Below are 26,159 nucleotides of genomic sequence, written 5' to 3' on the forward strand. Positions count from 1 at the left end.
CGGGCCCCAGGGAGGTACGGCATGCAGAGCGACCAGGACACCGTCCGCAAGATTCTCACCGAGCTCGGTGACACCTGGGCGGTCGTCGGCCTGTCCTCGAACCAGCGGCGCGCCGCGTACGGCGTGGCAGACGTCCTCCAGCGCTACGGCAAGCGCATCGTGCCGGTGCACCCGAAGGCCGAGACGGTCCATGGCGAGCAGGGGTACGCCAGCCTTGCCGACATCCCCTTCCCGGTGGACGTCGTCGACGTCTTCGTCAACAGCGACCTGGCGGGTGCGGTCGCCGACGAGGCGGTGGCGAAGGGCGCGCAGGCGGTCTGGTTCCAGCTCGGCGTCATTGACGAGGCGGCGTATGAGCGCACGCGGGCGGCCGGTCTCGAGATGGTGATGGACCGTTGCCCGGCGATCGAGATTCCCAGGCTCCGATAGCGCACAATCGGGAGGTAGCTGTTGCCTAGGGAACGGACCGATCAGTGATCATCTTTGGCACCCGCACCTCCGCGGTCCAGCTCGCCATCATCAATTTCCTGTGCGGCATGTGCGGCAATCCGGCGGCACACAGCCTGGTCAAGCGGGTCACGAAGTTCACGCTGTTCTTCATCCCGCTGTTCCCCGTCTCGACGAAGCACGTCACGCAGTGCACCTTCTGCGGAGCTTCGAACCAGATAACCAAGGAGCAGGCCGAGCAGTTCCAGCGACAGGGCGCCCAGCAGCCCGCGCCCCAGCAGGGCACCGGCAACCCGTTCGCCCAGCCCCAGCAGCACCCGCAGTCCGGCGGCCAGAACCCTTACTCCTCCTGAGCCTCAGCGCGCGGCGCTTCGAGCCGCCCGAGCCAGGCCGCCAGGAGGTGCTCCAGGCCCGCGGTCTCTTCCGCGGTCAGGAGCTCCAGCAGCCGGTGCTCGTTGGCGATGTGGTCCGTGAAGGCCTGGTCGAACAGGTCGTGGCCGGCGGCCGTGAGAGCGACCACCCGACCCCTGCCGTCGGCGGAGGAGCGGCGGCGCGTCACCAGGCCGTCGCGCTCCAGGCGGTGCAGCCGCTTGGTCATCGCGCCCGTCGTCACCATCGTGTACGCGGCCAGCTCGCCCGGTGCGCGCTCGTACGGCGAGCCGGCCCGGCGCAGCGCCGCCAGTACGTCGAACTCGCCCTCGCTCAGCCCGTAACGCCGGTAGACGGCCGTCAGCTGCTCCGTCAGCAGCAGGCCGATGCGGTGCAGCCGGCCGATGACGCCCTGCGGGGCGACGTCCAGATCCGGGCGCTCTCGCGCCCAGGCGGCCTGGATGCGGGCCACATGGTCCAGCGACTCCATCGACTCTTCGTTGTCCACCCGCACCAGCATACCTTCCTTGGAAGCTATATTCTCTTCCATGGAAGGTAGTCGCTGGACAGACAGCCGGCCGTGGGTGCTCATCACCGCCATCGCCCCGGTCGCCTGGGGTACGAACTACTACGTCACCCGCGAGTTCCTGCCCTCCGACCACGCCCTCTACGGCGGGGCGATACGCGCCCTGCCGGCCGGCCTCCTCCTCCTGACCCTCGTCCGGCGGCTGCCGCGCGGCGCGTGGTGGTGGCGCTCCGCGCTCCTCGGGGTGCTCAACATGGGCGGGTTCTTCACGCTCGTCTACATCGCCGCCCAGCGCCTGCCCACCAGCGTCGCCTCCACCGTCATGGCGACCGCGCCGCTGGTGATGACGCTCTTCGCGTGGTTGCTGGTCGCGGAGCGGCCGCGCGCGGCCCATCTCACCGGCGCGACGGTGGGGTTCGCCGGGGTCTTCCTGATGCTCGGCAGCTCCGCGCAGCCGGTGGACACCGTCGGCGTGCTGGCTTCGGCCGGTGCGATGGGCATGTCCTCCCTGGGTTATGTGCTGGCCAAGCGGTGGACTCAGCAGGGCGACGTGCTGGCCACCACCTGCTGGCAGTTGCTGGCGGGAGGCCTCCTGCTGCTCCCGGTCGCCGTGGTCGTGGAGGGCGCTCCCCCGCCGCTGAGCGCATCGGCCGTGGCGGGGTTCGGCTACGTGTCGGTGATCGCCACCGCCGTCGCCTTCGCCTCGTGGTTCGGCGGCCTGCGCCGCCTGCCCGCGTCCACCGTCGGACTCATCGGCCTGCTCAACCCCGTCACCGGCGTCCTGCTCGGCACCCTGCTCGCCGCGGAGACCCTCTCCCCCGTCCAACTGCTCGGCCTCGCCCTGGCCCTCGCCGGCGTGGCCCTCGGCCGCCCCGGCGCGGGCGCCGGCCGGCGGCGCCCGGCCTTCAGGCGTTGCGTCGCCGCGCCGTCCACGCGGCCGCGACGGCGAGCAGCACCGCGAGGCCGAGCAGGGAGAGCGGGATGACGGTCTTCGCGAGGGACAGCAGCCGGGCCGCGTCGGCGGCGTCACCGGCGCGCTCCTTCACGGACGCGGGCGTGGAATTCAGGCGTAGATCCATCACTTGGGCGAGCGGCGTCCCGCCCGCGATGTTCGCCGTGACCGTCTGGGACTTCGCGGCGCGCAGCGGCGTCCCGGTTTCGCGGTCGATGGTGAAGGTGGTGTCGGCCGTCGACGTGTACGTCACCGGCACCGGGTCGGGCAGCCGGCCGAGCGCCGCGCTCAACCGGTCCCGCTTCCCCTTCGGCTGACCCGCCGCGAGTCCTTTCAGCTGCGCCTTCGGCAGCGCCTTGGGGAGGGCGGCGAGGGTGGCCCGGTCGGCGACCTTGCCCATCTGCTGGAAGTGGTAGACGTACGCCTCGCGCCCCTCGGCCGTGACCGTCTTGCGGTACGTCGCCGGCGCGGTCGCCTGTGTGGCGGCGTCCCAGAAGGGATAGCTGGTCTTCTTGGGCGTGAGCGGGAAGCCGACGGAGAGGCCCTGATGCTCCTCCGCCTTGCTGCCTTGCGGGGGCTTCGCGGCATCCAGGTTCACGCGGTCGATGGCGTAGCGGTGCTGCGCGTTCCGGAGCTTCTTGCCGTCCGGCGCCCGTACGGTGAGGACCTCGCTCACGACCGCGGTGCCGCCGTCCGTGCCGGTGACGTGGACGCGCTGCGAGGCGGTGACGGGGATGCCCTTCACGAAGGCGTTCTTCGTGTCGCCGCTCTTGAGGGCCGCCGCGTTGAGCATGGAGGCGGTGCCCGCGTACCGGGCGGTGGCGTCCAGGTCGTCGGGGACCTGGTGGACCGCCGGCACGACCGCGAAGCGCAGCACGGCCGCGCCCGCAAGGACGATGACGGCGCCGGCGCCCAGGGCGATCGTGCGCTTGCGCAAGCCAAGTCTTCGCATCCTCGGCCTCCTCTCAGCTCGAACTCGGCCGGTTGGTGTCCGGGATCGTGAGTTCCGTGCCTTTGCCCTTGGTGAGGAAGAGCAGGATGTACTGGCGCGCCGCCTCGTCGATCGTCCAGGCGATCGGCGGGACCAGCGGGAGCTTGATGAGCCCCTCGCGGTAGGCGACCAGCTTCGGCCAGACGGCCGCGATCGTCTGCTCCCAGAAGGGCTCCCGCGGGATGCGGTCCATGTCGGCGATCCGGTCGCCCACGAGATACCGCGCGAACGCGTTGACCAGCGGCCGGCTGACGCCCGTGCCGAGGCTGGTCTGGTCGGCGAGCTGTCCGAGCAGGATGTCGGTCAGCTCGACGCCCTCCTTCGTGGAGGTGAGGATCGGGTCGAGGACCTGCTTCGACTGGGCATTGGCGGCGTCCCAGGAGGCCGGGATGTACTCGTCGCGTACGCCCAGCATGTGCGCGGTCACCTGCCAGACGTGCAGATAGGCCTCGGCGTCGGCGGAGGTGATGGGCACCTTCCACTCCCGGAGCCGCTGCATCGTGTACGTGGCGAGGCTGTGCCAGGTGACGAGGATGTCGGCCTGGCTGATCGGTATCTTCTGGCCGTCGCTGACCTGCTTCCAGGCCGGTGACTGCGGCAGCAGGTGGCGTACCGCCGCATGCACCATGCGGGTCTTCACGGCCTGCACGGCGCAGTCGCCGTCGGGCCGGTAGGCGTTCAGGTCGCCGATGGAGAAGCCGAGGATGCTCGTCTTGGCGACGCGGTCCTCCATGTCGGCGCCGCCCTTGGAGTAGTAGACCGAGCGCGCTTCCCTGGGGATGGCGGTGCTGAGCATGCCGCCGCCGATGCCGTTGAGCACGTTCAGGTAGAGCCCTCGTGACTCGTTGAACTTGGCGGCCGTCTCCAGCTTGTCCCGGTCGGCCCAGGAGGGCAGTTGGCGCGCCTTGTCCATGAAGTCCCGCACGTCCTGCGGGATGCCGGCGGGCGGCGCCTGGTCATTGCGGGTCCAGGCGCTGAGGCCCTCGTTCACCTTCGCGACGTCGCCCCGGTCGATGATGGCGGCGACCAGCTTGTCGACCTCGTCGTCCCACACCCACTCGGGGTCCTCGCCCGCCCCGGCCCCGGCCACCGAGCCGCTCGGCGACCAGGTCCACGCGCCGCGCGCACTGGCCGGAGACGCCATGCTCAGCGCCCCGATGGCGCCGAGAGCGCCACCGCCCAACAACATCTTCCGCCTGCTCAACCCGTCCATGGCCCTGAACTCCTTCTGACACGATGAAACATGATGGCGTTCTTTGTATCTCGCGGCATCAACAGGGGAGCACAGAACCGGCGTTACGGCTAGAGCCCGCACAGAATCAGGCGGGCACTCCGCCCCGGACGGGGCTCCATTACGCTGACGCTCGACTACGAGCCAGGGGAGACAGTCGGCATGTCCCAACCGGTCCATGACCCGCACCCGCTGGGATCCGGCGATCCGGTCACCGCGGGCCCGTACCGCCTGGAAGGCCTGCTCGGTGCGGGCGGCATGGGCCGGGTGTACCTGGCGCGGACTCCGGCCGGCAGTGCGGTGGCGGTCAAGGTCGTGCACCGCGAGTTCGCGGCCGATGCGGCCTTCCGCAAGCGGTTCGAGCAGGAGGTGGCCGCGGCCCGGCGGGTGCAGGGCCTCTACACCGCGCCGGTCGTCGACGCGGACCTGGCAGCCGCCGAACCGTGGCTGGCCACGGCGTACGTCCCGGGCCCCCCGCTGCACGACGCGGTGGCCGCGGACGGACCGCTGTCAGCGGCGGCGGTGCTGACGCTGACGGCCCAGGTGGCCGAGGCGCTGCAGTCCATTCACGCGGTCGGGGTGATCCACCGCGACCTGAAGCCCTCCAACATCCTCCTCAGCGCCGAAGGCCCCAAGGTCATCGACTTCGGGATCGCCCGGGCCGCGGACGTCACCTCGGTGACGAGTACGGGCATGCTGGCCGGGACGCCCGGATACATGGCGCCCGAGTACATCAGGGGCGAGAGCCTCACCGAGGCCGTCGACGTCTTCGCGCTCGGCGCCATCGCCGCCTTCGCCGCCACCGCGCGACCCGCATTCGGCGGCACTGGGCACGGCGTGCTGTACCGCATCCTCGAACAGGAGCCGGATCTCGACGGCTGCCCCGAGCCCGTACGGACCGTGGCCGCCCGGTGCCTGGCGAAGGATCCGGCGGCACGGCCGGGGCTGGCCGAGGTCATCCGGCTCTGCCGTAACGACGGCACCGAGCCGGACCACGCCGTGCCGCCGCAGCGGACCGTCGTCGACCCCGCAGCGGACTTCCACCACGCCGCCACCGCGCCCGCGGCGCCGCAGGAACGTAATCCCGGGACCGGACAGGTGAGTTCGGCGCCACCCGCGCCGCCCGCGCCAACCGCGCCACCCACCGGCACACCGCCGATATCCGGGCCCGCGCTGGCGATCGGCATCGCGGTGGTGGCCCTGGTCGCCGTCCTGGTCGCGGTGCTGCTGCCCGGCAACTCCTCCGACGACGACAAACCCACCGAGCTGAAACCGGCGGCCAAGCTCGGCGGCTACCCCAAAGGCAAGGGGCCGCAAGGCGTCGCGTTCAGCCCCGACGGCGCCACTCTCGCGACGGGCGCCGGGGACGGTGCCGTGCGGCTGTGGGACGTGGCCGGGCGCAAGGAGCGCGCACGCCTCGCCTCCCGGAAGTCCGGCGACACCCCGGTGGCGGTGAAGACGGTCGCCTTCAGCCCCGACGGCCGGCTGCTCGCCGCCGGATCGGCCAGTAACGTCGTCACGCTGTGGGACGTCGCCAAGCGGCGGCAGATCACCTCCATCACCACCACCAAGTGGGACTCGGACTCCCTCACCAGCCTGGCCTTCAGCCCCGACGGCCGGACCCTGGCCACCGCCAGCAGCGGCGGCGCTCAGCTCTGGCACGCCAAACGCGGCCCCGACCTGGGCAAACGGATCGCCGTCCTCGACGACGACATCCAGGCGAAGCAGGTCGAGTTCAGCCGGGACGGAAAGACACTCGCCACCGTGACCTACTCCAACGAACAGGACGCCAGCAAAGAGTGGACCGTGCAGCTCTGGGACGTGGCCCGCCACAAGGTGCGCAAGGTACTCGACCGCGCCGAGGAGATCTACGGCGTCTCCTACAGCCCCGACGGCAAGACCATCGCCACGGCCGCCGAGAACCGGACGGTCCGGCTGTGGAACGCGGCCAACGGCCGTTCCACGGGCAGCGTCGACGAGACGACCAGCGTGCCGGTCCAGAGCGTCGAGTACAGCCCCCGCGGCTCCACCATCGCCGTGTACGACGGCGAGGTGGTACGCCTCTGGGACACGGCCGAACAGAAGCTGACCTACCGCCTGCTCGGCAACCACTGGAACGTCCAGACCCTGGCCTTCAGCCCCAACGGCAGGCAGGTCGCCACGACGAGTTCCGACGGCGTCGTGCTCCTGTGGAAGACACCGTCGTCCTAGTGCCCCCGGTCGATCCACTCCTCCAGGTGCGGCGCCTCGGCCCCGATCGTGGTCGAGTCGCCGTGCCCGGTGCGTACGGACGTGTCCGGCGGGAGCGTGAGCAGGCGGTCGCGGATGGAGTCGATGATCGTCGGGAAGTCGGAGAAGGAGCGCCCGGTCGCGCCGGGGCCACCCGCGAAGAGGGTGTCGCCGGTGAAGACGGTGGCCAGGCCGGGCGCGTAGAGGCACACCGCGCCCGGGGTGTGGCCCGGCGTGTGCAGGACGGTCAGGTCCTCGCCCGCGACCGTCAGCACCTGCCCCTCCGCCAAGTCGCCGTCAGGCTCGCGATCGGGATGCGTCTGCTTCCACAGCGCGCGGTCGTCCGGGTGCAGGAGGATCCGCGCTCCGGTACGGGCCGCCAGCGCCGGAGCCGCGTCGATGTGGTCGTTGTGGGCGTGGGTGCAGACGATGGCCAGCAGGCGGCGGTCGCCCACGGCCGCGGCGATGGCGTCGGCGTCGTGGGCGGCGTCGATGACGATCGCCTCGTTGTCGTCGCCGACGATCCAGACGTTGTTGTCCACGTCCCAGGTGCCGCCGTCCAGCGAGAACGTGCCCGAGGTGACGAGGTGCTCGATGCGCGCGGCCATCACAGCACCACCACCGAACGCAGCACGTCGCCGCTGTGCATCCGCTCGAAGGCCTTCTCCACCTCGTCGAGCGCGATGGTCTCGGTGACGAAGGACCCCAGGTCGAGGCGCCCCTGCAGATGCAGGTCGACCAGCATCGGGAAGTCGCGGCTCGGGAGGCAGTCCCCGTACCAGGAGGACTTCAGCGCCCCGCCCCGCCCGAAGACTTCCAGGAAGGGCAGCTCCAGCTGCATCTCCGGCGTCGGCACCCCGACCAGCACGACCGTGCCCGCGAGGTCGCGGGCGTAGAAGGCCTGCTTGTACGTCTCCGGGCGGCCGACCGCCTCGATGACCACGTCGGCGCCGAAGCCGCCGGTGAGCTCCTGGATCGCCGCGACCGGGTCGGTGGCCGTGGAGTTGACCGTGTGGGTGGCGCCCATGCGGCGGGCGGTCTCCAGCTTGGCGTCGTCGATGTCCACGGCGATGATCCGGTTCGCCCCGGCCAGCTGGGAGCCCACGATGGCCGCGTCGCCGACGCCGCCGCAGCCGATGACGGCGACGCTGTCGCCGCGCGTTACCCCGCCGGTATTGATCGCGGCGCCGATGCCCGCCATCACGCCGCAGCCGAGGAGGCCCGCGACGGCTGGGGAGACGGCCGGGTCGACCTTCGTGCACTGCCCTGCCGCGACCAGGGTCTTCTCGGCGAAGGCGCCGATGCCGAGGGCCGGGGAGAGCTCCTGGCCGGTGCCGGCGAGGGTCATCTTCTGCTGGGCGTTGTGGGTGTCGAAGCAGTACCACGGCCGGCCGCGGCGGCAGGCGCGGCACTGGCCGCAGACCGCCCGCCAGTTGAGGATCACGAAGTCGCCGGGGGCCACATCGGTGACCCCCTCCCCCACCGTCTCCACGATGCCCGCGGCCTCATGTCCCAGGAGGAAGGGGAATTCGTCGTTGATGCCGCCCTGCTTGTAGTGCAGATCGGTGTGGCAGACGCCGCACGCCTGGATCTGCACCACGGCCTCGCCGGGGCCGGGGTCCGGGATGACGACGGTCTCGACGCGCACGGGTTCGTTCTTGCCGGGTGCGATGACGCCGCGCACTTCCTGAGCCATGCTTGAAGCCTCTTCCGTGATGAGGGGTATTGCCGGTAATAATACCTTTTACGCGTCGATGACCAGGTTGTCCAGGGGCTTCGAACAGCACAGCAGGATCTTGTTGTTGGCGACCTCCCGGGGCCGGATCCCGCCGTTGTGCCGCATGTCCACCTCTCCCGCGACCAGCGTGGACTTACAGGTGCCGCACATGCCCTGCGCGCACGAGGCCGGCAGCGTGAGCCCCGCGCGGGACGCGGCGGCCAGGACCGGGGTGCCCGCGTCGCAGTCGATCGTACGGCCGCTGCGGGTGAACTCGACCTTGAAGGACTGCCCGGTGTCGCCCCGCTCGGCGGGAGAGCCGCCCGAGAAGCTGAAGCTCTCCTCGTGATAGTGGGACATCTCAAAGTCCGCCGCGCCGAGCATGCTCCGTACCGCTTCCATATAGCCGCCGGGACCGCAGCAGAAGACCTCACGTTCCAGCAGGTCAGGAGCGATCCCCTGGAGCATCCTCGCATCCAGCTGCTCTCCGCGGTCGTCCAGGGCGTGCACCACCCGGAAGCGGGGGGCGGTGGCCGCGAGGAAGTCGAGTTCGCGGCGGAAGATGATGTCGGCGAAGCTGCGGGCGCTGTGGACGAAGACCACATCGACGGGGTGCGCCAGGTCGTAAAGCGTCCTGGCCATCGACATTACGGGCGTGATGCCGCTGCCCGCCGAGAGGAAGAGATACTTCGGCGCCGGATGCCGGGCGGTGGAGAACACCCCCAGCGGGCCCCGCGCCCGCACCGTGCCGCCCGGGGTCAGCCGGTCGTGGAGCCAGTTGGAGACGAGGCCGCCCGGGACCCGCTTCACCGTGATCGTCACGAGGTCGGGCCGGGTCGGCGGCGACGAGATGGTGTAGCACCGCTCGACGGGCCGGCCCTCGATGTCGAGGACGAGGGTGAGGTACTGGCCGGGGTCGTGCCGGAACAGCCGCGGCTCCACCGGCTCCAGGACGAAGCTGCGCACGTCGGCGGTCACGTCGTACACCTGCTTGCACACCAGCAGCCCGTCGTCCCAGGCGGGCGGCAGGCTGCCGCTCGTCAGGGTCGCCGTCGTCATGGCCCCTCCAGGTGCGCTTCGAGCCGCCCCACGTACCAGCTGACGAAGTCCTCGACCTGCGATTCGGTCGGGCTGTACGGCCCCGGCACATAGGCCGGACTGCTGATCCCCTGATGCGCGCGGGCGACGAAGACCGCGTCCTGTTCGTTCGTGGCGGCCCAGACGTGCGTCAGGGCGTCGAGGTCGTAGTCCACGCCCTCCTCGGCGTCGGCGTGCACCAGCCATGTGGTGCGTACGAGGGTGCGGTCCGGGGCGAGCGGGATGCCGGCGAAGGTGACGGCGTGGTCCGCCGCGACGTGGAACCAGGCGTTCGGCTGGAGGTGGAAGCCGAGGTGGCCGAGGCGGGCCGTGGGGAAGTCGGCCAGGAGGCGGCGGACCGCGGCCTTGCCGTCCGGGGTGAAGGACTCCCCCGCGAGGTCGAGGGGCTCGCGCTCGATGCGGAAGCCGGTGGGGCGGGTGACCAGTTCCTCGATGGCGGCGTACGGCAGGCCGAGCGCCTCGAAGGTGGCGGTCGCGTCCGCCTCGGCCTGGCGGAAGCGGTCGTACACCGGGCGCAGGGCAGGCGGGAGGTCGTCCTCGGTGAAGTTGTAGAGGGGGAAGTAGCAGCGCTGGAGCTCGGGGTGGCCGGCGCAGTGGTAGCACTCCCGGTTGTTCTCCATGGTGAGCTTCCAGTTAGCGTTCTCGATCAGGTCGATCTGCCGGGCGACCTTGGCGTGCCGCAGGTGGTGCGGGGCGAGGTAGGGCTCGACGCGTACGGCCATCTCGTCGAAGTCGGCGGGCGGCTCCTCGGCGAGGCAGAGGAAGACGAGGCCGGCGAGGGTGCGTACGTGCACGGGCTTGAGGCTGAAGCAGGTGGGGTCGAAGCCGGGTGCCTGCGACTCGGCGTGGCGGAGCCTGCCGTCCACGCCGTACGTCCAGTGGTGGTAGCCGCAGACGATGTTGCCGACGGAGCCGCGGTCGTCGCCCAGGAGGCGGGTGCCTCGGTGCCGGCAGACGTTGTGGAAGGCCCGCACGTCTTCGTCGTCGTCGCGGACGACGATGACGGAGTACGGTCCGACGGTCACCGTCACGTAGTCCCCCGGCTCTGGGACCTCGGCTTCCGCGGCGGCGAAGATCCAGGTGCGGGCGAAGACGGCCTCGATGTCGAGGCGGAAGAACTCGTCGCTGAGGTAGAAGGGCGCCTCGAGGCTCAGGCCGGCGGCGCGCCTGGCGACGAGGTCCGCGGCGCTGGTGGCGGGGGCTGATGTGGTCAACTCGACTCTCCGATCGCTGCTCAGACCGGCAGGCAAAGCCGCAGGGCGTCATAGACGGCGGCGTGGATATTGCGGCTGGTGACCGCGTCACCGATGCGGAACAGCTGATAGCCGCCCGCCTCATTGCGCACGACCGCCTGTTCCTCGTACGCCAGCAGGGCGCGGTGGTCGACCTCGCCGAGATTGCGGGAGCCGGGGAGCAGCGCGGCGTACAGCTCGTCGTTGGGGAGGGTGCCGTGCTCGACCACGACGTGGTCGACGGCCCGCTCGGTCGCGGTCTCGGCATAGTCGCTGCCGAGGGTGGCGATGAGCCGCCGCCCGTCGCGGCGTACGGCGCTCAGCCGGTGGGCGAGCGTCGTGGTGACGCCGTGCTCGGCGAAGGCCCGTAGATAGGCGGGCGAGTTCATGCTGCCGACGTCGGGGGCGAGCATGCGCTCCGGCGTCCCGTAGTGCACCCGGGCACCCGCCGCCGCCAGCACCTCCGCGGCATCCATCGCCGGATAGCCCCCGTTGTCGTCGTAGATCAGCACGTCGCTCCCCCGCGGGGGCCGCAGGGACCCGCACAGCACGTCCCATGTGTCCGCGACCAGGTCGCCGCCCTCGGCGAGGAAGGTGCGGTTGGGCAGGCCCCCGGTGGCGACGATGACGAGGTCGGGGTGCTCTGCGTGCACGTCGGGCGCCTCGGCGTACGCGCCCAGGCGCAGCTCGACGCCGAGGTGCTTGCACTCGGCGACCCGCCAGTCGACGATGCCGAGCAGGTCGCGGCGGCGGGGGTTCGACGCGGCGAGCCGGATCTGGCCGCCGGGCTCGTCGCTCGCCTCGAAGACGGTGACGCCGTGTCCGCGCTCGGCCAGGACGCGCGCGGCTTCGAGCCCGGCCGGCCCGGCCCCGACGACCACCGCCTTCCTGCGGCCGCCGGTGGTCCGGGCGATGACGTGCGGCAGCTGCAGCTCGCGCCCCGTCGCCGGGTTATGCACGCACTTCGCGTCCCCGGAGTCGTATATCGCGTCCAGGCAGTAACTCGCCCCGACGCAGGGCCGGATCCGGTCCTCCTGACCGGCCTCGATCTTGGCCACCAGATACGGATCCGCGATCTGGGCCCGGGTCATGCCGACGAGATCCAGCAGCCCTTCGCGCAGCGCATGCCGCGCGGTGGCGGGGTCGGCGATACGGGCCGCATGCATCACCGGGACCTCGAGCCGGCGGCGCACCTCGCCGGTGAACTCCAGGAAGGGGCCGAGCGGGGTGCCGATGGACGGGATCGCGCGCGCCAAGGACGCGTCGCTCTCGATGGAGCCGTGGATGGCGCTGATGAAGTCGATGCCGTCGGCGGTGAATTGCTCCGCCGCCGCCATCGCCTCGTCAAAGGACAAGCCACCGGCTCGGTCCTCGTCCAGCGACATCCGCATGCCGACGATGAAGTCCGGCCCGACCGCCGCGCGCACAGCCCGGATCACCCGCCGGGGAAAGGCCATCCGCGCGGCCGGGCTGCCGCCGAGTTCGTCATCGCGGCAATTGGTCGCGGGTGACAGGAAGCTGTCAAGGAAATGGCCGTACGACTGCAGCTCAATCCCGTCCAGGCCGCCCTCCCGGCAACGCCGCGCCGCGGCCGCGTAGTCGGCGACGATCCGGTCCAGATCCCACGGCTCGGCGGCCTTGGGGAACGCGCGGTGCGCGGGCTCGCGCAGCGGCGAGGCGGACACCACCGGCAGCCAGTCGCCGGAGTAGTTGCTCGTACGCCGCCCGAGGTGGGTCACCTGGCACATGACCGCCGCGCCCGCCGCATGCACGTCATCCGCGAGCCTGCGCAGCCACGGCGTGATGTCGTCCCGGTAGAGCAGCAGGTTGCCGAACGACGGCGGGCTGTCCGGCGATACGACCGCGGAGCCGCCCATCATCGTGAGGCCGACGCCGCCGCGCGCCTTCTCCACGTGGTACGCGCGATAGCGGTCCTTGGGCAGGCCGTCCTCCCCGAAAGCCGGCTCGTGGGAGGTGCTCACCACCCGGTTGCGCAGGGTGAGGTGCTTCAACTGGAAGGGCTGGAGCAGCGGATCCATGGTCTCGGTATATGCGCGCATAACCGCTCCTAGAGGGACTCATGCGCCCTTGAGTTTCGCCATGCGAAACAGCTACACGATGCGAGACAAATGTGGAGCCTGAATGTCCCGCTCGTCAACCCCTGCAGCGATGTGTCAGCCGCGCCGGATATAACCCTTGCGCCACGAGATCTTGTCCCCGGCCGCGATGAGCTGCTCGGCGAGCCGCGGGATCGTCCGGTCGTTGATCCGGAACGTCGGCCCCGACACCGTCACGGTGGCGACGACCTCGCCGCTCAGCGACCGGATGGGGGCGGAGAGCGCCGCCAGACCGATCTCGTGCTCCTCGCTGGCGGCGCCGTAACCGAGCTCCCGGATCGTCTGCAACTCCTCCTTCAGCAGCGCCGGGTCCGTGACCGTGTGCGGCGTGTACTCCTCCAGCGGCCGGGCCAGGATCTCGGCCGCCTCGTCCTGCGGCAGGTGCGCCAGGAAGACCTTGCCCGCCGAGGTGGCGTGCATGGGGGTGCGCTTGCCGACCCAGTCGATGCTGGTGATGGCCGCGCTGCTGATCACCTGGTCGACGCTGACGACGGCCTCGCCGTCGTGGACCGCCAGGTTCACCGTCTCGCCGACGGCCGCGGCGAGTTGCTGGCAGATCGGCCGGCTCAGCAGGGACAGATCACTGCCCTTGGTCACCCCGCCGGCGAGCTCGATGACCGTATAGCCGATGGCGTACCGGCCGCGCTCACCGCCCTGCTCCACGAGCCCGCGCGCTTCGAGGGTGGCGAGCAGCCGGAACACGGTCGACTTGTGGATCCCCAGCGCCTCGGCGATCTCGGTGACGCCGGACGGGCCCTGCGCGGCCAGCACCTGCAGGATCGACACCGCCCGGTCCACCGACTGCACCGACGTGTCCCGCGCCCGTCCACTGCCGCTCATGCCGAAAGCCTAGCCGCAGTGGACGGGGCGGGAGCGGCCCGGCTACGCCCCCGGCGCGTTCCCGAAGTCGTCGATCGCCAGCCGCTCGCCGTCCTTGCGCGCCGAGTCGTGGGCGACGATCCCGGGCAGCGTGTAGCGCGCCGCCACCCAGGCGTTCACGGACGGGAGCGTGCCGCCGTTCACCGCCTTGACGAAGTCGTCCACCAGGAAGTGGTGGCTGCCCTCGTGCCCGTTGGTCAGGTTCTGGAATTCCACCGGCAGCGTCGAGCGGTCGTGCACCGGGGCCGAGCCGGAGGTGAAGGCGTCCCGCAGCGCCGGTGAGATGTGTTCCAGCGACGGGTCGTCGGGGGCGAGCGTCGGCTTCGGCTGCAGGTGCTCGGAGATGTCAGTGACCCCCTCCTTGTCCGTCCAGTGGCTCACCGTCGCCAGCTGCTCCATCGACGCCTCGGTGCCGAAGAAGCGGAAGCGCGACTCCCGGATGTGCGAGGGATAGCCGACCCGGCGGAATTCATTGGTACGGAACGAGCCGCCGCCCGCCACCTCGAAAAGCGCGGTGGCGTTGGAGATGTCGTTCCCGAACTGGCTGACCGACGCGTCGAAGACCCCGTCCCCGCGGTCGTCCCGTACGCCGATCGCGGACACCGACGTCGCGTACGTCTCCCATGCGCCGAGCACCCCGCCCACCGAATGCGTCGGGTACAGCAGCGGCGGATAGCTCGCCGTCGCCTTCCAGTTCTCGCCGCCGCTGTAGCGGTACGCGTCGTAGAAGCCGAGGTCCATGTCGTGCACATAGTCGCCCTCGGCGTAGAAGAGCCGGCCGAAGGCGCCCTCGGCGATCTTGTTGCGGGCGTGCACGGTCGCCGGGTTGTAGTGGCTTGTCTCGCCCATCATGTAGGTGAGGCCGGTCTCCCGTACCGCCTCGATGATCTCGGCGATCTCCTCCCGGGTGATCGCCATGGGGACGGCCGAGTAGACGTGCTTGCCGGCCCGCAGCGCCTGGACGACGAGTGGGCCGTGGGTCCAGCGCTGCGTGAAGATGCCGACCGCGTCGATGTCCGCCGAGGCCAGCATCTCCTCGTACGAGGCATAGGTGCCGGCAAGGCCTTCGGCGGCGACCAGTTGGTCGGCGCGCCCGGGCAGCAGGTCGGTGGCGTAGACGTCGCGGACGCCGGGGTGGGCGCGGAACAGCTTGGCGAACTGGCCGGAGAACTGGCCGGAGCCCACGATGCCGAGGGAGAACGTCACTGCATGTGCCTTTCTACTGCGAGAGCAGGAAATTGATCTGGTCGTTGGTGGTGTCGAGGCCGGTCACGGGCGCGTCATTGGCGTAGATGTCCTGCATGGCCGGCTTCATCAGCGCGAAGACATCGGCCGCGTAGTTGGTGATCGGGAAGGAGAAGGTGGTCTTGTCGGCCACCGGCTTGGTGAAGGCATCCACGTCGATGCCCTGCTTCTCGAACGCGGGAATGGCCGCCTCGGTGCCGCCCGGCCGGGCCGGGAAGACGATGCCGTGCTTGCCGACCGTGCGCTGGCATTCCTCGGAGGCGAGATAGGCGACCCACTTCGCGGCCCCCGCCTTGTTCTTCGCGCCCTTGGTGATGGAGTCGGCGAGGCCGTTCATCATGGTGGCGCGTTGGCCGGACGGGCCCTTGGGGGTGAGGGCGGTGCCTACCTTCATGCCCTTCACGCCGTAGATGGACTTGGACATCCAGGAGCCGTTGATGGAGATCGCGGCCTTCTGCGCGCCGAGCTGCACATTCGCGGGATTGGCGTCGGACCAGACGGTGAAGGGCGGCATGTAGCCCTTCTTCGCGAGTCCGAAGTACCACGCGATGGTGGTCTGGAACTTCTTGTCGTCGTAGTTGTAGCGGGTGCCCCACGCCTTCTTGTCGGTGTAGTGCCAGCCGGTGGAGCCGGTGAAGGGCGACCAGGTGCTCTGGCCGTCCGCGTCGCCGGAGCTGCCGGTGGCCAGGCCGTAGACCTTGACGTTGTTCTTGTCGAATCCCTTCTCGTCGCCGCGCCGGCCCTTGTTGTCGATGGTGAGGTGGGCGATGGTCTTCTCGAAGCTGCCGCCGTTCCGCGGATTCCAGTCGAGGTTGTTCAGCGTCTTCTCGGAGACGCCGGCCTCGCGCACCATCTTCTTGTTGAAGTACAGCCCGACCGTGTCCCAGTCCTTGGGCGCCCCGTAGCGGTGGCCGTCCTGGCCCTTCCAGGAGGCGCCGAGGCCGGGCTGGTAGTCCGCGTCGCGGATGCCCTTGGTGGCGGCGAGCCCGTCCAGCGGCTCGAGCACCTCCAGGTCGACGAACTGCGGGAACTTCTGCAGGTGGTTGGTGAAGACATCCGGCTGGGTGCCGGCGATGAAACCCGAGGTCAGCTTGGTCCAGTAGTCGTTCCAGCCGACCTGGACGATATTGATCTTCAGGCCCGGGTTGGCCGCCTCGAAGTCCTTGGCGCAGGCCTGGTAGGCGGGCAGCTGCGCGGCGTCCCAGAGCCAGTACGAGACGGTGCGCGATCCGCCGCCGGCGCCGCTGCCGCATCCCGCCACGGCCGCAAGGGCCAGCGTGGCGGCGGCGCTCACCCGGGCACGGGTGCGTATGCGAGTCCGGAATCCCATGGTGGCCGCTCCTCTACTTGATTCCGGTGAAGGCGATGGAGTTGACGATGCGGCGCGCGGCGAACGCGAACAGCACCAGCATCGGCAGCGCGGCGATCAGCGTCCCCGCCATCAGCCCGGACCAGTCGGTGCCGGACTGCGGCGTCTGTGCGCGGAAGACGGCGAGCGCCACCGTGAGCACCCGGGAGCTGTCGCTGTAGGCCACCATCAGCGGCCAGAAGTAGTCGTTCCAGGCGGTGATGTACGTCAGCACGGACAGCGTCAGCACCGGGGCGGAGGCCATCGGCAGCAGCACCCGGAAGAAGATCCGGATCTTCCCGGCGCCGTCGATCAGCGCTGCCTCCTCCACCTCTCGCGGCAGGCTCATGAAGAACTGCCGCAGGAAGAACACCGCGAAGGGCGTCATGAACATCGTCGGCAGCGAGATGCCGAGCAGCGAGTCCACGAGCCCGAGCTCCTTGATGAGCACGAAGTTCGGCAGCAGCGTGAAGATGGTCGGCACCATCAGCCCGGCGAGAAAGAGGCTGAACACCGCGTCGCGGCCCTTCCACCGCAGGCGCGCGAAGGCGTACGCCGCCATGGCGGAGAAGAGCACCTGGCAGACGGTGATCAGCGTCGAGGTGATGACGGAGTTCAGCAGATAGCGCCAGAAATCCAGGGAGGCGCCGGAGCCGCCCTGCGCGATCGCCTCCTCGGCGGACTGCATCCCCAGCGCCCGCTCGAAGCCGCCGGTGGTGAAGCCGGTGGGCAGCGGCGTCGACGGGTTCTCGGTGAGGCTCGCGTTGGCGGAGAGCGCGGTGCGCAGGATCCAGTAGAACGGCAGCAGCGTGATCAGCACGACGGCGGCCATCACCACCCAGGCGAGCATCCGGCCCGGGGAGGGCAGCCGGCGCTGCGGTCGTTCGGTGCCGGTGCGGATACGGGTGCGGTTCGGCAGCGTTGCTGTGGTCATGTCGGACGGCTCCTTCACCCGAGGTCGGTCTGGCCGGCGCGGGTGAGCCGGTACTGGACGATGGTGATCGCGCTGAGCACCACGAGCAGGGCCACGGACATGGCCGACGCGTAGCCGAACTGGAAGCGGCCGAAGGCGGATCCGTAGATGTAGAACTGCAGCACGTTGGTGGCGTTCGCCGGCCCGCCGGCGGTGGTCACGGCGACGGTGTCGAAGACCTGGAAGGACCCGATCATCGTCATGATCAGCACGACCGCGAGTACGGGCCTGAGCAGCGGCAGCGTGACCCGCCAGAACATCCGCCACTCCCCCGCGCCGTCCACCCGCGCGGCCTCGTACAACGTGCCCGGAATCGCCTGCAGTCCGGCGAAGAGCAGCAGCGCCGTGTAGCCGACGTGCCGCCAGACATTGATCAGCGCGATCACCGGAATCGCCCAGTCCTCGTCGGCGAGGAAGGGTATGCGGTCGACGCCGAAGGCGCCGATGATCTCGTTGCCGATGCCCGCCTGGGTGTCCAGCACCCACAGGAAGACGATGCCGGCGACGACATTGGAGACCAGATACGGCGTCAGCACGATGGACCGTAGCCAGGCGGACCGGGTCAGCCGCTGCAGCAGCACGGCGATGCCGAGGGCGACGACCGTCTGCACACCGATGTTGATCACCACGTACTCGACGGTGACCTGCAACGAGTCCCAGAAGATCGGGTCGTTGAGCAGCCGCTCGTAATTGTCGAGGCCGACCGGCTCCGCCGGCGTGAGCAGGTTGAAGCGCGTGAAGCTCAGCCAGATCCCGCGCACCGTCGGCCACGCCAGGAACACCACGAAGCCGAGCATCGCCGGGGCGATGAAGAGCAGGGCGAGCGGACCGTCGCCGCTCCGGCGGCGTTTACGGGTGGGCGGCGGTGGGCTGGTGGCGGCGACGGCCATGGCGGGACTCCCTCGTCCAGGGAAGGCGCTCGGGTGCCGCTTACTTTCGAGGCGGAACTATCTGCCCGTCAATACCCGTACACGGATCCCTTGAAGAAGCTTGCCAGCGCAGCGAGGCTGAGCTTTGATTTCGTACTGGAAAAAATCACGGAGGAGGATGAGGCGTATGACCGCACGCCCTGTCAGCTGGCTGCCGCTGCGCCCCGGCGAGCGCTCCGTGGCGATCGAGATCCTCAAGCACGGCCCGCTGCCGCGCGCCGAACTCGCCCGCCGCCTGGGCCTATCGGCCGGCAGCCTCACACGGCTGACGAAGCCGCTGATCGAGTCGGGGCTGCTCATCGAGGCCGCGGACGGCGCCGCCGCCCACCGCCAGGGCCGCCCCTCGCAGCCGCTGGACATCGTCGCCGACTCCCGCAGCTTCGCCGGCTTCAAGATCACCGCGGATATGGTCTACGGGGTCGTGACCTCCCTCCGCAGCGACGTCCTGGCCAGCCTGGACCGCCCGCTGACCACCCGCGACCCGGCGGCGGTCGCGGACATCCTGCAGGAGCTGACCGAGGACTTCGCGGCCCGCTTCCCGCGGCTGGCCGGGATCGGCATCGGGGTCGGCGGCCGGGCCGCGGACCGCGCCGTGGTGGCCGACTCGTCCTTCCTCGGCTGGAAGGACGTGCACCTGGCGGCCATGGTCGAGGAGCGCACCGGACTGCCGGTGGTGGTGGAGAACGATGTGGCGGCGCTGACCGAGGCGGAGACCTGGTTCGGCGCGGGCCGCGGCCTGGAGCGCTTCGCGGTGCTGACCATCGGGGCGGGCATCGGCTACGAGCTGGTCCACGGCGACCGTTCGCTGCGCCGCGGCGACCGCGGCCTGGCGGTCGGCGACCGGTGGATCCTCGACCAGAGCGGCCCGCTCACCCCGCACGGCGACCGCGGCAGCGCGATCGCGCTGCTCTCCATCCCCGGCATCCGCTACCAGGTGCAGGCAGCCACCGGCGTCGACACGTCGTACGAGGAGATCCTCGCCCTCGCGGCCGCCGGCGATCCGCTGTGCTCGCGGGTGGTCGACGAGGCGGGGCGGGCGCTGGGCACCCTGGTCGCGCATATCGCCAACTTCGCGATGCCGGAGAAGATCCTGCTGGCCGGTGAGGGCGTCGGCATCATCGAGGTGGCGGGCCCGGCGATCGAGCGGGCGCTCGCCGCGCAGCGGCACCCCGGCTCCGAGCCGGTGAATCTGGAGACCAAGGTCTCCGACTTCCACGACTGGGCCCGGGGTGCGGCGGTACTGGCGATCCAGGTGCTGGTGCTGGGGTCGGGCGAGGGCTGAGGGCGGGGACGCGGGCGGGTTGGGCCCGGAGCCCCGGCCGGGAGCCCACGCGGGATAGGCCCGGAGCCCCGGCCGGGAGCCCACGCGGGATAGGCCCGGAGCCCCGGCCGGGAGCCCGCGCAGGATGCGCCCGCAACCCCGGCCGGGAGCCCGCGCGGGACACGCCCGCAACCCGGCCGCGGACGCCCGCCGGGTCCGCCCCTCCCCCCGACCAGGACGCGCGCCGCACGCCCCCCGTTCCCCCGCCCGGGTCGCATGGCGCGCGCGGCCGGAGGTGCCGGTTTAGCGTGACCGGCACAGCCCGCCCCCTCCGGAGCCGCCCACCATGGCCGTACGGTCCGCCCCGCTGGTCACCCGCCGCAGGCTGCTGGGCGCTGCCGCCGCGGGCGTGCTGGCCCCGCACCTCGGCCCCGCCGCACCCGCCGCCGCATTCCCCGAGGGCGGCGCCCCGACTCCCCTCGCCGGCCCCGTCCTGCGCACCCTCAGCTTCAATGTCCGCTACGCCTCCGACGACATCCCGCACTCCTGGGCCGAGCGCCGCCCCCTCCTCACGTCGATGCTCTGCGCCTGCGCCCCGCACCTGATAGGCACCCAGGAGGGCAAGTTCCACCAGCTCCGCGACATACAGGCGGGCCTCGGCCCCTGCTACGACTGGATCGGGACCGGCACCGAGGGCGGCAGCCGCGGCGAGTACATGGCCGTCTTCTACGACACCCGGCGCCTCGACCCCCGCGACTACGGCCACTACTGGCTCTCCGACACCCCCGACCGCATCGCCTCCAACACCTGGGGCAACGACAACATCCGCATGGTCACCTGGGTCCGCTTCGCCGACCTCGCCACCGGCCGCCGCTTCTACGCGGTCAACACCCACCTGGACCACATCAGCCAGCAGGGCCGCGAGCGCTCCGCCGCCCTCATCACCCGCCGCCTGCGCCGGCTGCGGCCGCGCCTGCCATGCATCCTCACCGGCGACTTCAACGCCGCGGCCCACGCCAATCCGGCCTACGACATGCTGCTGCGCGGCGCCGGACTGGCCGACACCTGGGACGCCGCCGAGTCACGCGGCGCCCTCTACGGCACGTACCACGGCTGGCGCCCGCTCACACCGGACGGCGACCGCATCGACTGGATCCTGACCAGCCCGGACGTCCGCACCGTCGCCACCCACCTGATCACCAGCGCGCCGGCCGCGAGTGACCATCTCCCGGTGGCCGCCGATCTGGTGATTGGGTAGGTTTGCCCTACCTTGCACCGACCCTCGCCCGGAGCAGTCATGAGCGCGAAACTCGGAAGCCGGGTGCCGCAGTGGGCGGGGGCCGCGCTCGGGACGCTCGGGCTGTACTGCGCCGTGACCGCGCTGATCGGGCCGCTGCGGCGGCTGCTGCGCCCGGTCACGCACTTCATCGACGACTGGATCTTCCCGGCCTCGCCCAACCTCGCCTACGCCGCCTTCCTGATGCTGCTGGCCGTGGCGACCACCGCGCGCAAGCGCGCCGCCTGGTGGGTGCTGGCGATCTACTGGGGGGTACTCCTCGCGATCGCGGCGCTGGTGCTCGCCACGGAGCGCGATTGGCACGACGCGCTCGCCCCGTTCCTGCTGGCCGCCGTCGTGCTGGCGGTGCTGCTGCTGGCCAGGGGCGAGTTCGCGGCGCGGGTGCGGCGCGGCGCGTTCTGGCGGGCGATGGCCGTGCTGGCCGTCGGGCTCGGCCTTGCCGTGCTCGCCGGATGGGGGCTGGTGACCGCCTTCCCCGGCGGCCTGCCCGCGGGCGACCGGCTCGGCTGGGCCGCCAACGAGGTCTTCGGCGGGCTGCTCGGCGTCGGCAATTTCGGCGGCCGGCCGCCGCGGATCCTGCACTTCCTCCTCGGCCTGTTCGGCGCCCTCGCGCTGCTCGGCGCCGCGGCCACCCTGTTCCGCTCGCAGCGCGCCCTCGCCGGGCTCGAGGCCGAGGACGAGGTCCGCATCCGGGCACTCCTCGCCCGCTACGGCTCCCAGGACTCGCTCGGCTACTTCGCCACCCGCCGCGACAAGAACGCCGTCTTCGCCCCCAGCGGCAAGGCCTGCATCACCTACCGCGTCGAGGCGGGCGTCTGCCTGGCCAGCGGCGACCCCGTCGGCGACCCGGAGGCGTGGGGCCCGGCCGTCGACGCCTGGCTGGCGGTGGCCCGCACGTACGCCTGGACCCCGGCCGCGATGGGCGCGAGCGAGGCGGGCGCCCGCGCGTACCAGCGGGCCGGGCTCGGGGCGCTGCAGCTCGGCGACGAGGCGGTGCTGGTCTGCGAGGACTTCCGCCTGGGCGACCGCGAGATGCGCGGCGTGCGGCAGGCGGTCGGCCGGGTCGAGCGGACCGGCATGACCGTACGCATCCGCCGCCACCGCGAGCTGACCGACGCAGAGCTGGCCGAGGTCGTCCGCCTCGCCGACGAGTGGCGCGACACCGAGACCGAGCGCGGCTTCTCGATGGCGCTCGGCCGGCTCGGCGATCCGGCGGACGGCGAATGCCTGCTGGTCGAGGCCCGTACGGGCGAAGGGACCCCCGCCGCGCTCCTCTCCTTCGTCCCGTGGGGCCGGGACGGGGTGTCCCTGGACGTGATGCGCCGGGACCGCGCCTCGCCCAACGGCGTCATGGAGTTCATGGTCGCGCAGCTCGCCGAGCAGGGCCCGAAGCTCGGCATCCGGCGGGCCTCGCTGAACTTCGCCGTGTTCCGCTCCGTCTTCGAGGAGGGCGCCCGCATCGGCGCGGGCCCGGTGCTGCGGATGTGGCGGCATCTGCTGCTGTTCTTCTCCAAGTGGTGGCAGCTGGAGGCGCTGTACCGCTCGAACGTGAAGTATCGGCCGCGCTGGCTGCCGCGCTTCCTCTGTTACGGGGAGCCCCGCGCCCTCGGCCGGATCAGCCTGGCGGCCGGCATCGCGGAGGGCTTCGTCACCGTGCCCTGGCGGCGGCAGGACCCACGCACCGGCGTGCGGCCGCCGGCCGCGCTCGGCGACCTGCCGCCGCTGAGCGAGGACGAGGTCGCGGCGGCGCACGGCATCGCCCCGCTGTTCCCGGACGCCCCGGCCGTGCGGCCGCCGGAACAGGTGCGGGTGCGCCTGGAGAAGCTGGCGCGGCTGCGGGCGGAGGGCGTGGATCCGTATCCGGTGACGGCCTCGCGCACGCACACCCTCGACGAGATCCGCCGCGCCCATCCCGGGCTGCGGCCCGGCGTCAGGACGGGCGAGGCGGTGCGGGTCGCGGGGCGGGTGCTGCGGGTCCGCGATCACGGCGGCATCGCGTTCCTCGCGCTGCGCGACTGGTCAGGGGACCTCCAGCTGGTGCTGACCGGTTCAGGCACCGACCAGCTCCGCGGCCTCGACCTCGGCGACCACATCGAGGCGGACGGCGAGGTCGGCACCACCGACCTCGGCGAGCTCTCCGTCTTCGTCACCACCTGGCGGCTGACCGGCAAGTGCCTGCACCCGCTCCCCGACAAGCGCCGCGGCCTGACCGACCCCGAGGCGCGGGTGCGCCGCCGGTACGTGGACCTGGCGGTCAACCCGACCGCCCGCGACGTAGTGCGCACCCGCAGCGCGGCCGTGCAGGCGCTCCGCCAGGGGCTGCTCGACCGCGGCTATCTCGAGGTCGAGACGCCGATGCTGCAGCAGGTGCACGGCGGCGCGAATGCCCGCCCGTTCACCACCCACATCAACGCGTACGACCTCGATCTGTACCTGCGCATCGCACCCGAGCTGTACCTGAAGCGGCTGTGCGTGGGCGGCCTTGAGAAGGTCTTCGAGATGGGGCGGACCTTCCGTAATGAAGGCACGTCCTACAAGCACAACCCCGAATTCACCATGCTGGAGGCCTACCAGGCCTTCGCCGACTACGACGTGATGCTCGACCTCACCCGCGAGCTCATCCAGGGCGCCGCCACGGCCGCGTACGGCAGCCCTGTCGCCCGGCGCACGGACGCGGACGGCAAGGTCACCGAACACGATCTGTCGGGCGCGTGGCCGGTGAAGACGGTGTACGGATCGATCTCCGACGCGCTCGGCGAGGAGGTCGAACCCGGCACGCCCGACGTCCGGCTGTGCGCGCTCTGCGACCGCGCCCAGGTGCCGTACACGGACCGGATGGGGCACGGGGACCTGATCCTGGAGATGTACGAGCGCCTGGTCGAGGAGCGCACCGAACTGCCGTGCTTCTACAAGGACTTCCCCACCGACGTCTCCCCCCTCACCCGCAAGCACCGCGCCGACGACCGCCTCGCCGAGCGCTGGGACCTGGTCGCCTTCGGCACGGAACTGGGCACCGCCTACTCCGAGCTCACCGACCCCGTCGACCAGCGCCGCCGGCTCACCGAACAGTCGCTGCTGGCCGCCGGCGGCGACCCGGAGGCCATGGAGCTCGACGAGGACTTCCTCACCGCGCTCGAATACGCAATGCCGCCCACGGGCGGGCTCGGCATCGGCGTGGACCGCCTCGTCATGTTCCTGACGGGCCTATCCATCCGCGAGACGCTGCCGTTCCCGCTGGTGCGGCGGCGCTGAGGACCTGGGCGCGTGGGCCTGCTGCGGGAGGAGTGGCGGCGGATCGCCGCGGGCGTCGCCGTGGCCTGGCGGACGGGCGGCGGGTGGCGCGGGCTGTGGCTGGGCGTGGTGTGCGCGGCGCTGGTGCTGATGTTCTCGTACGGGCAGCAGTCCCCCGGCGGGGCGGAGGCGATCGAGCGGCTCGGGGTCGTACGGGGCACGCTGCCGCTGCCGACGGCCCTCGCCCGCACGCCGCTGTCGATGTTCGTGCCCGCGCCCGATCTGCCGTCTTGGGGGGCGGTGCTGCAGGTCCTCGTGGCGTTCGGGCTCGGCGGGCTTGCCCTGGGCGCGTGGCGGACGCTCGCCGTGGCGCTGGTGGCGACGGTGGCCGGGACGCTGTATGTGCGCCTGGGAGTGTGGCTCGGGCCCGATGTCCCGTTCGGGCTTGCGGAGTCGGCGGCGCACGTCCGCGACACCGGGCCTTCCGCGGCGGTCGTCGGGATCGCGCTGGCGCTGGCGTGGCAGTGGCGGTCGCGGGCGCTGATGGTGCTGGTGCCGGGGGTGATGCTGCTGGAGCTGATCGTGGAGCCGAATCTGGCCGGGCGGCAGCACCTGGTCGGCATCGCGGCCGCGTTGGTCTGGCTGTGGCTGACCCGGCGGAGCGCTAGCGCGCCACGCGGTAGTGGTAGAAGCCGACGGTCGGGGTGAGGGCGCGGGTCTCGAGGAGCTCGAGGTCCACCCGCCGCTTGCCCTGCGGGAAGTACGGGACGCCGCCGCCGACCAGCACCGCCAGGACCCGGGCCCGGTACTCGTCGAGCAGGCCCAGCTCGGCCGCCTCATGGGCGAGCGTCGCGCCGCCGATCGCGATGTTGCCCTCGCCGGGCTCGGCGCGCAGCCGCTCGATCTCCTCCGCGAGGCTGCCGGTGGCCAGCCGGGCGTTGCCCTTCACCTCGGTCAGCGTGCGGGAGAACACCACCTTCGGCAGCGCCTGCCACAGCGCCGCGAACTCACGCATCAACGTGGCGTCGACCGGCAGATCGTGGTCGGCGGTCTCCCAGAACAGCATGTCCTCGTACAGCCGCCGCCCCAGCAGATGGAAGCCGAGCGCCCGCACCTCCTCGGTGGCGAAGCGGAAGACCTCCTCCTCCGGCGGCAGCCAGTCGAAGCGGCCGTCGGGCCCGACGACATAGCCGTCCAGGGAAACGGTCATCGAATACGTCACGCTGCGCATAGGGCGCCCTCCTAGCTGAGGTGGCGGCTATGACAGTAGCGGCCGCCTATGACAGTGGCGCTCACCTGTCCGGCAGGTCGTGCCTTCCTGCCAGCAGCTCCTGGATCCGTACCTTCGCCGCCACCACCGGCTCCCGCAGCCGCCGCTCGCGCCCTTCGGCGCGCAGCTGCTTGCGGGGGCGGCGGGTGCCGTAACGCCAGCGGGCCCACGGGGCGCGCGGCCGACTGAGCCGGATGGCGCCGATGATCAACAGCGGGGGCAGGAAGATTCCGATCAGCCCGGTCCAGATCTTGCCCTTGAGCAGCGTCACCAGGGCGAGAGAGAAGGAGAGGACCAGGGTGGTGAAGAACGGGATGGGGTCGGTGTCGCGGCCGTAGAGCTCCCAGTCGTCGAGACCGATCGGCTGCAGCCCGAGCAGGATCATCCCGATCAGCGCGACGGCGACGAAGACGGCGTCGATGGAGGTGCGGCCGCGGCGGGTCCAGTAGACATCTTCCAGGTGCAGGATCAGTGCGAACTCGTCCAGCACCAGGCCCGTACCGACGCCGAAGAGCGCGGCCACGCCGGTCCGCCAGCCGATGTACTCGTCCGGCAGCGCGAGGCCGACGGCGCCGCCCACGACCATGAAGACGACGCCGAAGACGACGTGGTGGATGTGGGTGCCGCCGGCCTTGATGTTCCCCGGCCACCAGCGCACCCCCGCGCGGATCATGCGGACGCTGAACCGGATGGCCGCGAAGGCGGCGATCAGCCCGAGGAAGAAGGCGAAGAGCGGCATCCGGCCCGTCCCCACGATGTGGTTGTCGAACCACGTGCCCATCTCGCCTCCTCTCCCCCACCGTAGGAGGGGGAGAGC

At 71.2% G+C, this 26,159-nt stretch carries 23 protein-coding genes; 8 read left to right on the forward strand and 15 right to left on the reverse strand.

The genetic code is table 11. The annotated features are described in order from the left end of the window. The first annotated feature begins 21 nt into the window (after nt 1–21). Together ACNNMR_RS03335 and ACNNMR_RS03340 are read left to right on the forward strand one after the other, a co-directional pair. Entirely contained in the window at nt 22–429 is a 408-nt protein-coding gene (locus ACNNMR_RS03335) for a CoA-binding protein (protein WP_419992977.1), read from the forward strand. Nucleotides 430–473: 44 nt separating this feature from the next. Further along, nucleotides 474–800, forward strand: coding sequence for a zinc-ribbon domain-containing protein (locus ACNNMR_RS03340; protein ID WP_419992978.1), 327 nt, complete (start codon nt 474–476; stop codon nt 798–800). Here ACNNMR_RS03340 and ACNNMR_RS03345 read toward each other — a convergent pair. Next, nucleotides 788–1,336: a MarR family winged helix-turn-helix transcriptional regulator gene (locus tag ACNNMR_RS03345; RefSeq protein WP_419992979.1), complete on the reverse strand. Its 549-nt coding sequence runs from the start codon at nt 1,334–1,336 to the stop codon at nt 788–790. The two genes, ACNNMR_RS03340 and ACNNMR_RS03345, sit on opposite strands and share 13 nt — an antisense overlap. Nucleotides 1,337–1,364: 28 nt before the next feature. On the opposite strand from ACNNMR_RS03345, the gene ACNNMR_RS03350 reads away from it, so the two are divergent. Next, nucleotides 1,365–2,327, forward strand: a complete 963-nt coding sequence (locus tag ACNNMR_RS03350; RefSeq protein WP_419992980.1) for a DMT family transporter — start codon at nt 1,365–1,367, stop codon at nt 2,325–2,327. Here the strand turns inward: ACNNMR_RS03350 and ACNNMR_RS03355 are convergent. Both ACNNMR_RS03355 and ACNNMR_RS03360 read right to left on the reverse strand, forming a co-directional pair. Then, nucleotides 2,248–3,246, reverse strand: a complete 999-nt coding sequence (locus ACNNMR_RS03355) for a porin PorA family protein (RefSeq protein ID WP_419992981.1) — start codon at nt 3,244–3,246, stop codon at nt 2,248–2,250. The two genes, ACNNMR_RS03350 and ACNNMR_RS03355, sit on opposite strands and share 80 nt — an antisense overlap. A 13-nt stretch (nt 3,247–3,259) precedes the next feature. Next, nucleotides 3,260–4,498, reverse strand: coding sequence for an oxygenase MpaB family protein (locus ACNNMR_RS03360; RefSeq protein WP_419992982.1), 1,239 nt, complete (start codon nt 4,496–4,498; stop codon nt 3,260–3,262). Between the two features lie 180 nt (nt 4,499–4,678). Between ACNNMR_RS03360 and ACNNMR_RS03365 the strand changes: the two genes are divergently transcribed. Further along, a complete protein-coding gene (locus ACNNMR_RS03365) occupies nt 4,679–6,727 on the forward strand; it encodes a WD40 repeat domain-containing serine/threonine protein kinase (protein ID WP_419992983.1) in 2,049 nt (682 codons plus the stop codon). Here ACNNMR_RS03365 and ACNNMR_RS03370 read toward each other — a convergent pair. The 10 genes from ACNNMR_RS03370 to ACNNMR_RS03415 all read right to left on the reverse strand — a co-directional run bounded on the left by ACNNMR_RS03370 (nt 6,724) and on the right by ACNNMR_RS03415 (nt 18,244). Continuing rightward, entirely contained in the window at nt 6,724–7,353 is a 630-nt protein-coding gene (locus ACNNMR_RS03370) for an MBL fold metallo-hydrolase (protein ID WP_419992984.1), read from the reverse strand. The genes ACNNMR_RS03365 and ACNNMR_RS03370 overlap by 4 nt on opposite strands. Continuing rightward, complete coding sequence (locus ACNNMR_RS03375; RefSeq protein WP_419992985.1) at nt 7,353–8,441, reverse strand: S-(hydroxymethyl)mycothiol dehydrogenase; 1,089 nt, start codon at nt 8,439–8,441, stop codon at nt 7,353–7,355. Before ACNNMR_RS03375 ends, ACNNMR_RS03370 begins: the two co-directional genes overlap by 1 nt. 48 nt (nt 8,442–8,489) lie before the next feature. Then, nucleotides 8,490–9,521 (reverse strand): 2Fe-2S iron-sulfur cluster-binding protein, encoded by a 1,032-nt coding sequence (locus tag ACNNMR_RS03380; protein ID WP_419992986.1) that lies wholly within the window; start codon nt 9,519–9,521, stop codon nt 8,490–8,492. After that, entirely contained in the window at nt 9,518–10,774 is a 1,257-nt protein-coding gene (locus tag ACNNMR_RS03385) for an aromatic ring-hydroxylating oxygenase subunit alpha (protein WP_419992987.1), read from the reverse strand. Before ACNNMR_RS03385 ends, ACNNMR_RS03380 begins: the two co-directional genes overlap by 4 nt. A 20-nt stretch (nt 10,775–10,794) precedes the next feature. Beyond that, complete coding sequence (locus ACNNMR_RS03390; RefSeq protein ID WP_419992988.1) at nt 10,795–12,852, reverse strand: FAD-dependent oxidoreductase; 2,058 nt, start codon at nt 12,850–12,852, stop codon at nt 10,795–10,797. 114 nt (nt 12,853–12,966) lie between these two features. Beyond that, nucleotides 12,967–13,749: an IclR family transcriptional regulator gene (locus ACNNMR_RS03395; protein WP_419992989.1), complete on the reverse strand. Its 783-nt coding sequence runs from the start codon at nt 13,747–13,749 to the stop codon at nt 12,967–12,969. 42 nt (nt 13,750–13,791) lie between these two features. Beyond that, the gene (locus ACNNMR_RS03400; protein WP_419992990.1) at nt 13,792–14,994 is read right to left on the reverse strand and encodes a Gfo/Idh/MocA family protein; all 1,203 of its coding nucleotides are present in this window, start codon (nt 14,992–14,994) and stop codon (nt 13,792–13,794) included. Nucleotides 14,995–15,007: 13 nt separating this feature from the next. Next, nucleotides 15,008–16,363, reverse strand: coding sequence for an ABC transporter substrate-binding protein (locus ACNNMR_RS03405; RefSeq protein WP_419992991.1), 1,356 nt, complete (start codon nt 16,361–16,363; stop codon nt 15,008–15,010). Between the two features lie 13 nt (nt 16,364–16,376). Further along, the gene (locus ACNNMR_RS03410) at nt 16,377–17,315 is read right to left on the reverse strand and encodes a carbohydrate ABC transporter permease (protein WP_419992992.1); all 939 of its coding nucleotides are present in this window, start codon (nt 17,313–17,315) and stop codon (nt 16,377–16,379) included. A gap of 14 nt (nt 17,316–17,329) precedes the next feature. After that, nucleotides 17,330–18,244, reverse strand: a complete 915-nt coding sequence (locus ACNNMR_RS03415; protein ID WP_419992993.1) for a carbohydrate ABC transporter permease — start codon at nt 18,242–18,244, stop codon at nt 17,330–17,332. Nucleotides 18,245–18,410: 166 nt separating this feature from the next. On the opposite strand from ACNNMR_RS03415, the gene ACNNMR_RS03420 reads away from it, so the two are divergent. The 4 genes from ACNNMR_RS03420 (at nt 18,411) to ACNNMR_RS03435 (ending at nt 24,780) form a co-directional block, all read left to right on the forward strand. Beyond that, on the forward strand, nt 18,411–19,565 hold the full coding sequence (locus tag ACNNMR_RS03420) for an ROK family protein (protein WP_419992994.1): 1,155 nt from the start codon (nt 18,411–18,413) through the stop codon (nt 19,563–19,565). A 325-nt stretch (nt 19,566–19,890) separates the two neighbouring features. After that, entirely contained in the window at nt 19,891–20,802 is a 912-nt protein-coding gene (locus ACNNMR_RS03425) for an endonuclease/exonuclease/phosphatase family protein (RefSeq protein ID WP_419992995.1), read from the forward strand. Between the two features lie 39 nt (nt 20,803–20,841). Then, on the forward strand, nt 20,842–24,093 hold the full coding sequence (gene lysX / locus ACNNMR_RS03430; protein WP_419992996.1) for a bifunctional lysylphosphatidylglycerol synthetase/lysine--tRNA ligase LysX: 3,252 nt from the start codon (nt 20,842–20,844) through the stop codon (nt 24,091–24,093). Nucleotides 24,094–24,105: 12 nt separating this feature from the next. Then, nucleotides 24,106–24,780: a hypothetical protein gene (locus ACNNMR_RS03435; protein ID WP_419992997.1), complete on the forward strand. Its 675-nt coding sequence runs from the start codon at nt 24,106–24,108 to the stop codon at nt 24,778–24,780. Here the strand turns inward: ACNNMR_RS03435 and ACNNMR_RS03440 are convergent. Together ACNNMR_RS03440 and ACNNMR_RS03445 are read right to left on the reverse strand one after the other, a co-directional pair. Then, a complete protein-coding gene (locus ACNNMR_RS03440; RefSeq protein WP_419992998.1) occupies nt 24,737–25,303 on the reverse strand; it encodes a dihydrofolate reductase family protein in 567 nt (188 codons plus the stop codon). The genes ACNNMR_RS03435 and ACNNMR_RS03440 overlap by 44 nt on opposite strands. A 61-nt stretch (nt 25,304–25,364) precedes the next feature. After that, nucleotides 25,365–26,123: a hypothetical protein gene (locus ACNNMR_RS03445; RefSeq protein ID WP_419992999.1), complete on the reverse strand. Its 759-nt coding sequence runs from the start codon at nt 26,121–26,123 to the stop codon at nt 25,365–25,367. Nucleotides 26,124–26,159: the final 36 nt, after the last annotated feature.

This window comes from Streptomyces boninensis (assembly GCF_048572725.1).
In the GTDB taxonomy this organism is placed as follows: domain Bacteria; phylum Actinomycetota; class Actinomycetes; order Streptomycetales; family Streptomycetaceae; genus Streptomyces; species Streptomyces boninensis.

Excerpts from the sequence above, each read along its gene's own strand:
- ACNNMR_RS03370 (WP_419992984.1), bottom strand. The coding sequence starts at position 7,353 with ATGGCCGCGCGCATCGAGCACCTCGTCACCTCGGGCACGTTCTCGCTG.
- ACNNMR_RS03375 (WP_419992985.1), bottom strand. The coding sequence starts at position 8,441 with ATGGCTCAGGAAGTGCGCGGCGTCATCGCACCCGGCAAGAACGAACCC.
- ACNNMR_RS03350 (WP_419992980.1), top strand. The coding sequence starts at position 1,365 with ATGGAAGGTAGTCGCTGGACAGACAGCCGGCCGTGGGTGCTCATCACC.
- ACNNMR_RS03365 (WP_419992983.1), top strand. The coding sequence starts at position 4,679 with ATGTCCCAACCGGTCCATGACCCGCACCCGCTGGGATCCGGCGATCCG.
- ACNNMR_RS03335 (WP_419992977.1), top strand. The coding sequence starts at position 22 with ATGCAGAGCGACCAGGACACCGTCCGCAAGATTCTCACCGAGCTCGGT.
- ACNNMR_RS03410 (WP_419992992.1), bottom strand. The coding sequence starts at position 17,315 with ATGACCACAGCAACGCTGCCGAACCGCACCCGTATCCGCACCGGCACC.
- ACNNMR_RS03420 (WP_419992994.1), top strand. The coding sequence starts at position 18,411 with ATGACCGCACGCCCTGTCAGCTGGCTGCCGCTGCGCCCCGGCGAGCGC.
- ACNNMR_RS03345 (WP_419992979.1), bottom strand. The coding sequence starts at position 1,336 with ATGCTGGTGCGGGTGGACAACGAAGAGTCGATGGAGTCGCTGGACCAT.
- ACNNMR_RS03380 (WP_419992986.1), bottom strand. The coding sequence starts at position 9,521 with ATGACGACGGCGACCCTGACGAGCGGCAGCCTGCCGCCCGCCTGGGAC.
- ACNNMR_RS03440 (WP_419992998.1), bottom strand. The coding sequence starts at position 25,303 with ATGCGCAGCGTGACGTATTCGATGACCGTTTCCCTGGACGGCTATGTC.
- lysX (WP_419992996.1), top strand. The coding sequence starts at position 20,842 with ATGAGCGCGAAACTCGGAAGCCGGGTGCCGCAGTGGGCGGGGGCCGCG.
- ACNNMR_RS03415 (WP_419992993.1), bottom strand. The coding sequence starts at position 18,244 with ATGGCCGTCGCCGCCACCAGCCCACCGCCGCCCACCCGTAAACGCCGC.
- ACNNMR_RS03390 (WP_419992988.1), bottom strand. The coding sequence starts at position 12,852 with ATGCGCGCATATACCGAGACCATGGATCCGCTGCTCCAGCCCTTCCAG.
- ACNNMR_RS03425 (WP_419992995.1), top strand. The coding sequence starts at position 19,891 with ATGGCCGTACGGTCCGCCCCGCTGGTCACCCGCCGCAGGCTGCTGGGC.
- ACNNMR_RS03405 (WP_419992991.1), bottom strand. The coding sequence starts at position 16,363 with ATGGGATTCCGGACTCGCATACGCACCCGTGCCCGGGTGAGCGCCGCC.
- ACNNMR_RS03395 (WP_419992989.1), bottom strand. The coding sequence starts at position 13,749 with ATGAGCGGCAGTGGACGGGCGCGGGACACGTCGGTGCAGTCGGTGGAC.
- ACNNMR_RS03355 (WP_419992981.1), bottom strand. The coding sequence starts at position 3,246 with ATGCGAAGACTTGGCTTGCGCAAGCGCACGATCGCCCTGGGCGCCGGC.
- ACNNMR_RS03445 (WP_419992999.1), bottom strand. The coding sequence starts at position 26,123 with ATGGGCACGTGGTTCGACAACCACATCGTGGGGACGGGCCGGATGCCG.
- ACNNMR_RS03360 (WP_419992982.1), bottom strand. The coding sequence starts at position 4,498 with ATGGACGGGTTGAGCAGGCGGAAGATGTTGTTGGGCGGTGGCGCTCTC.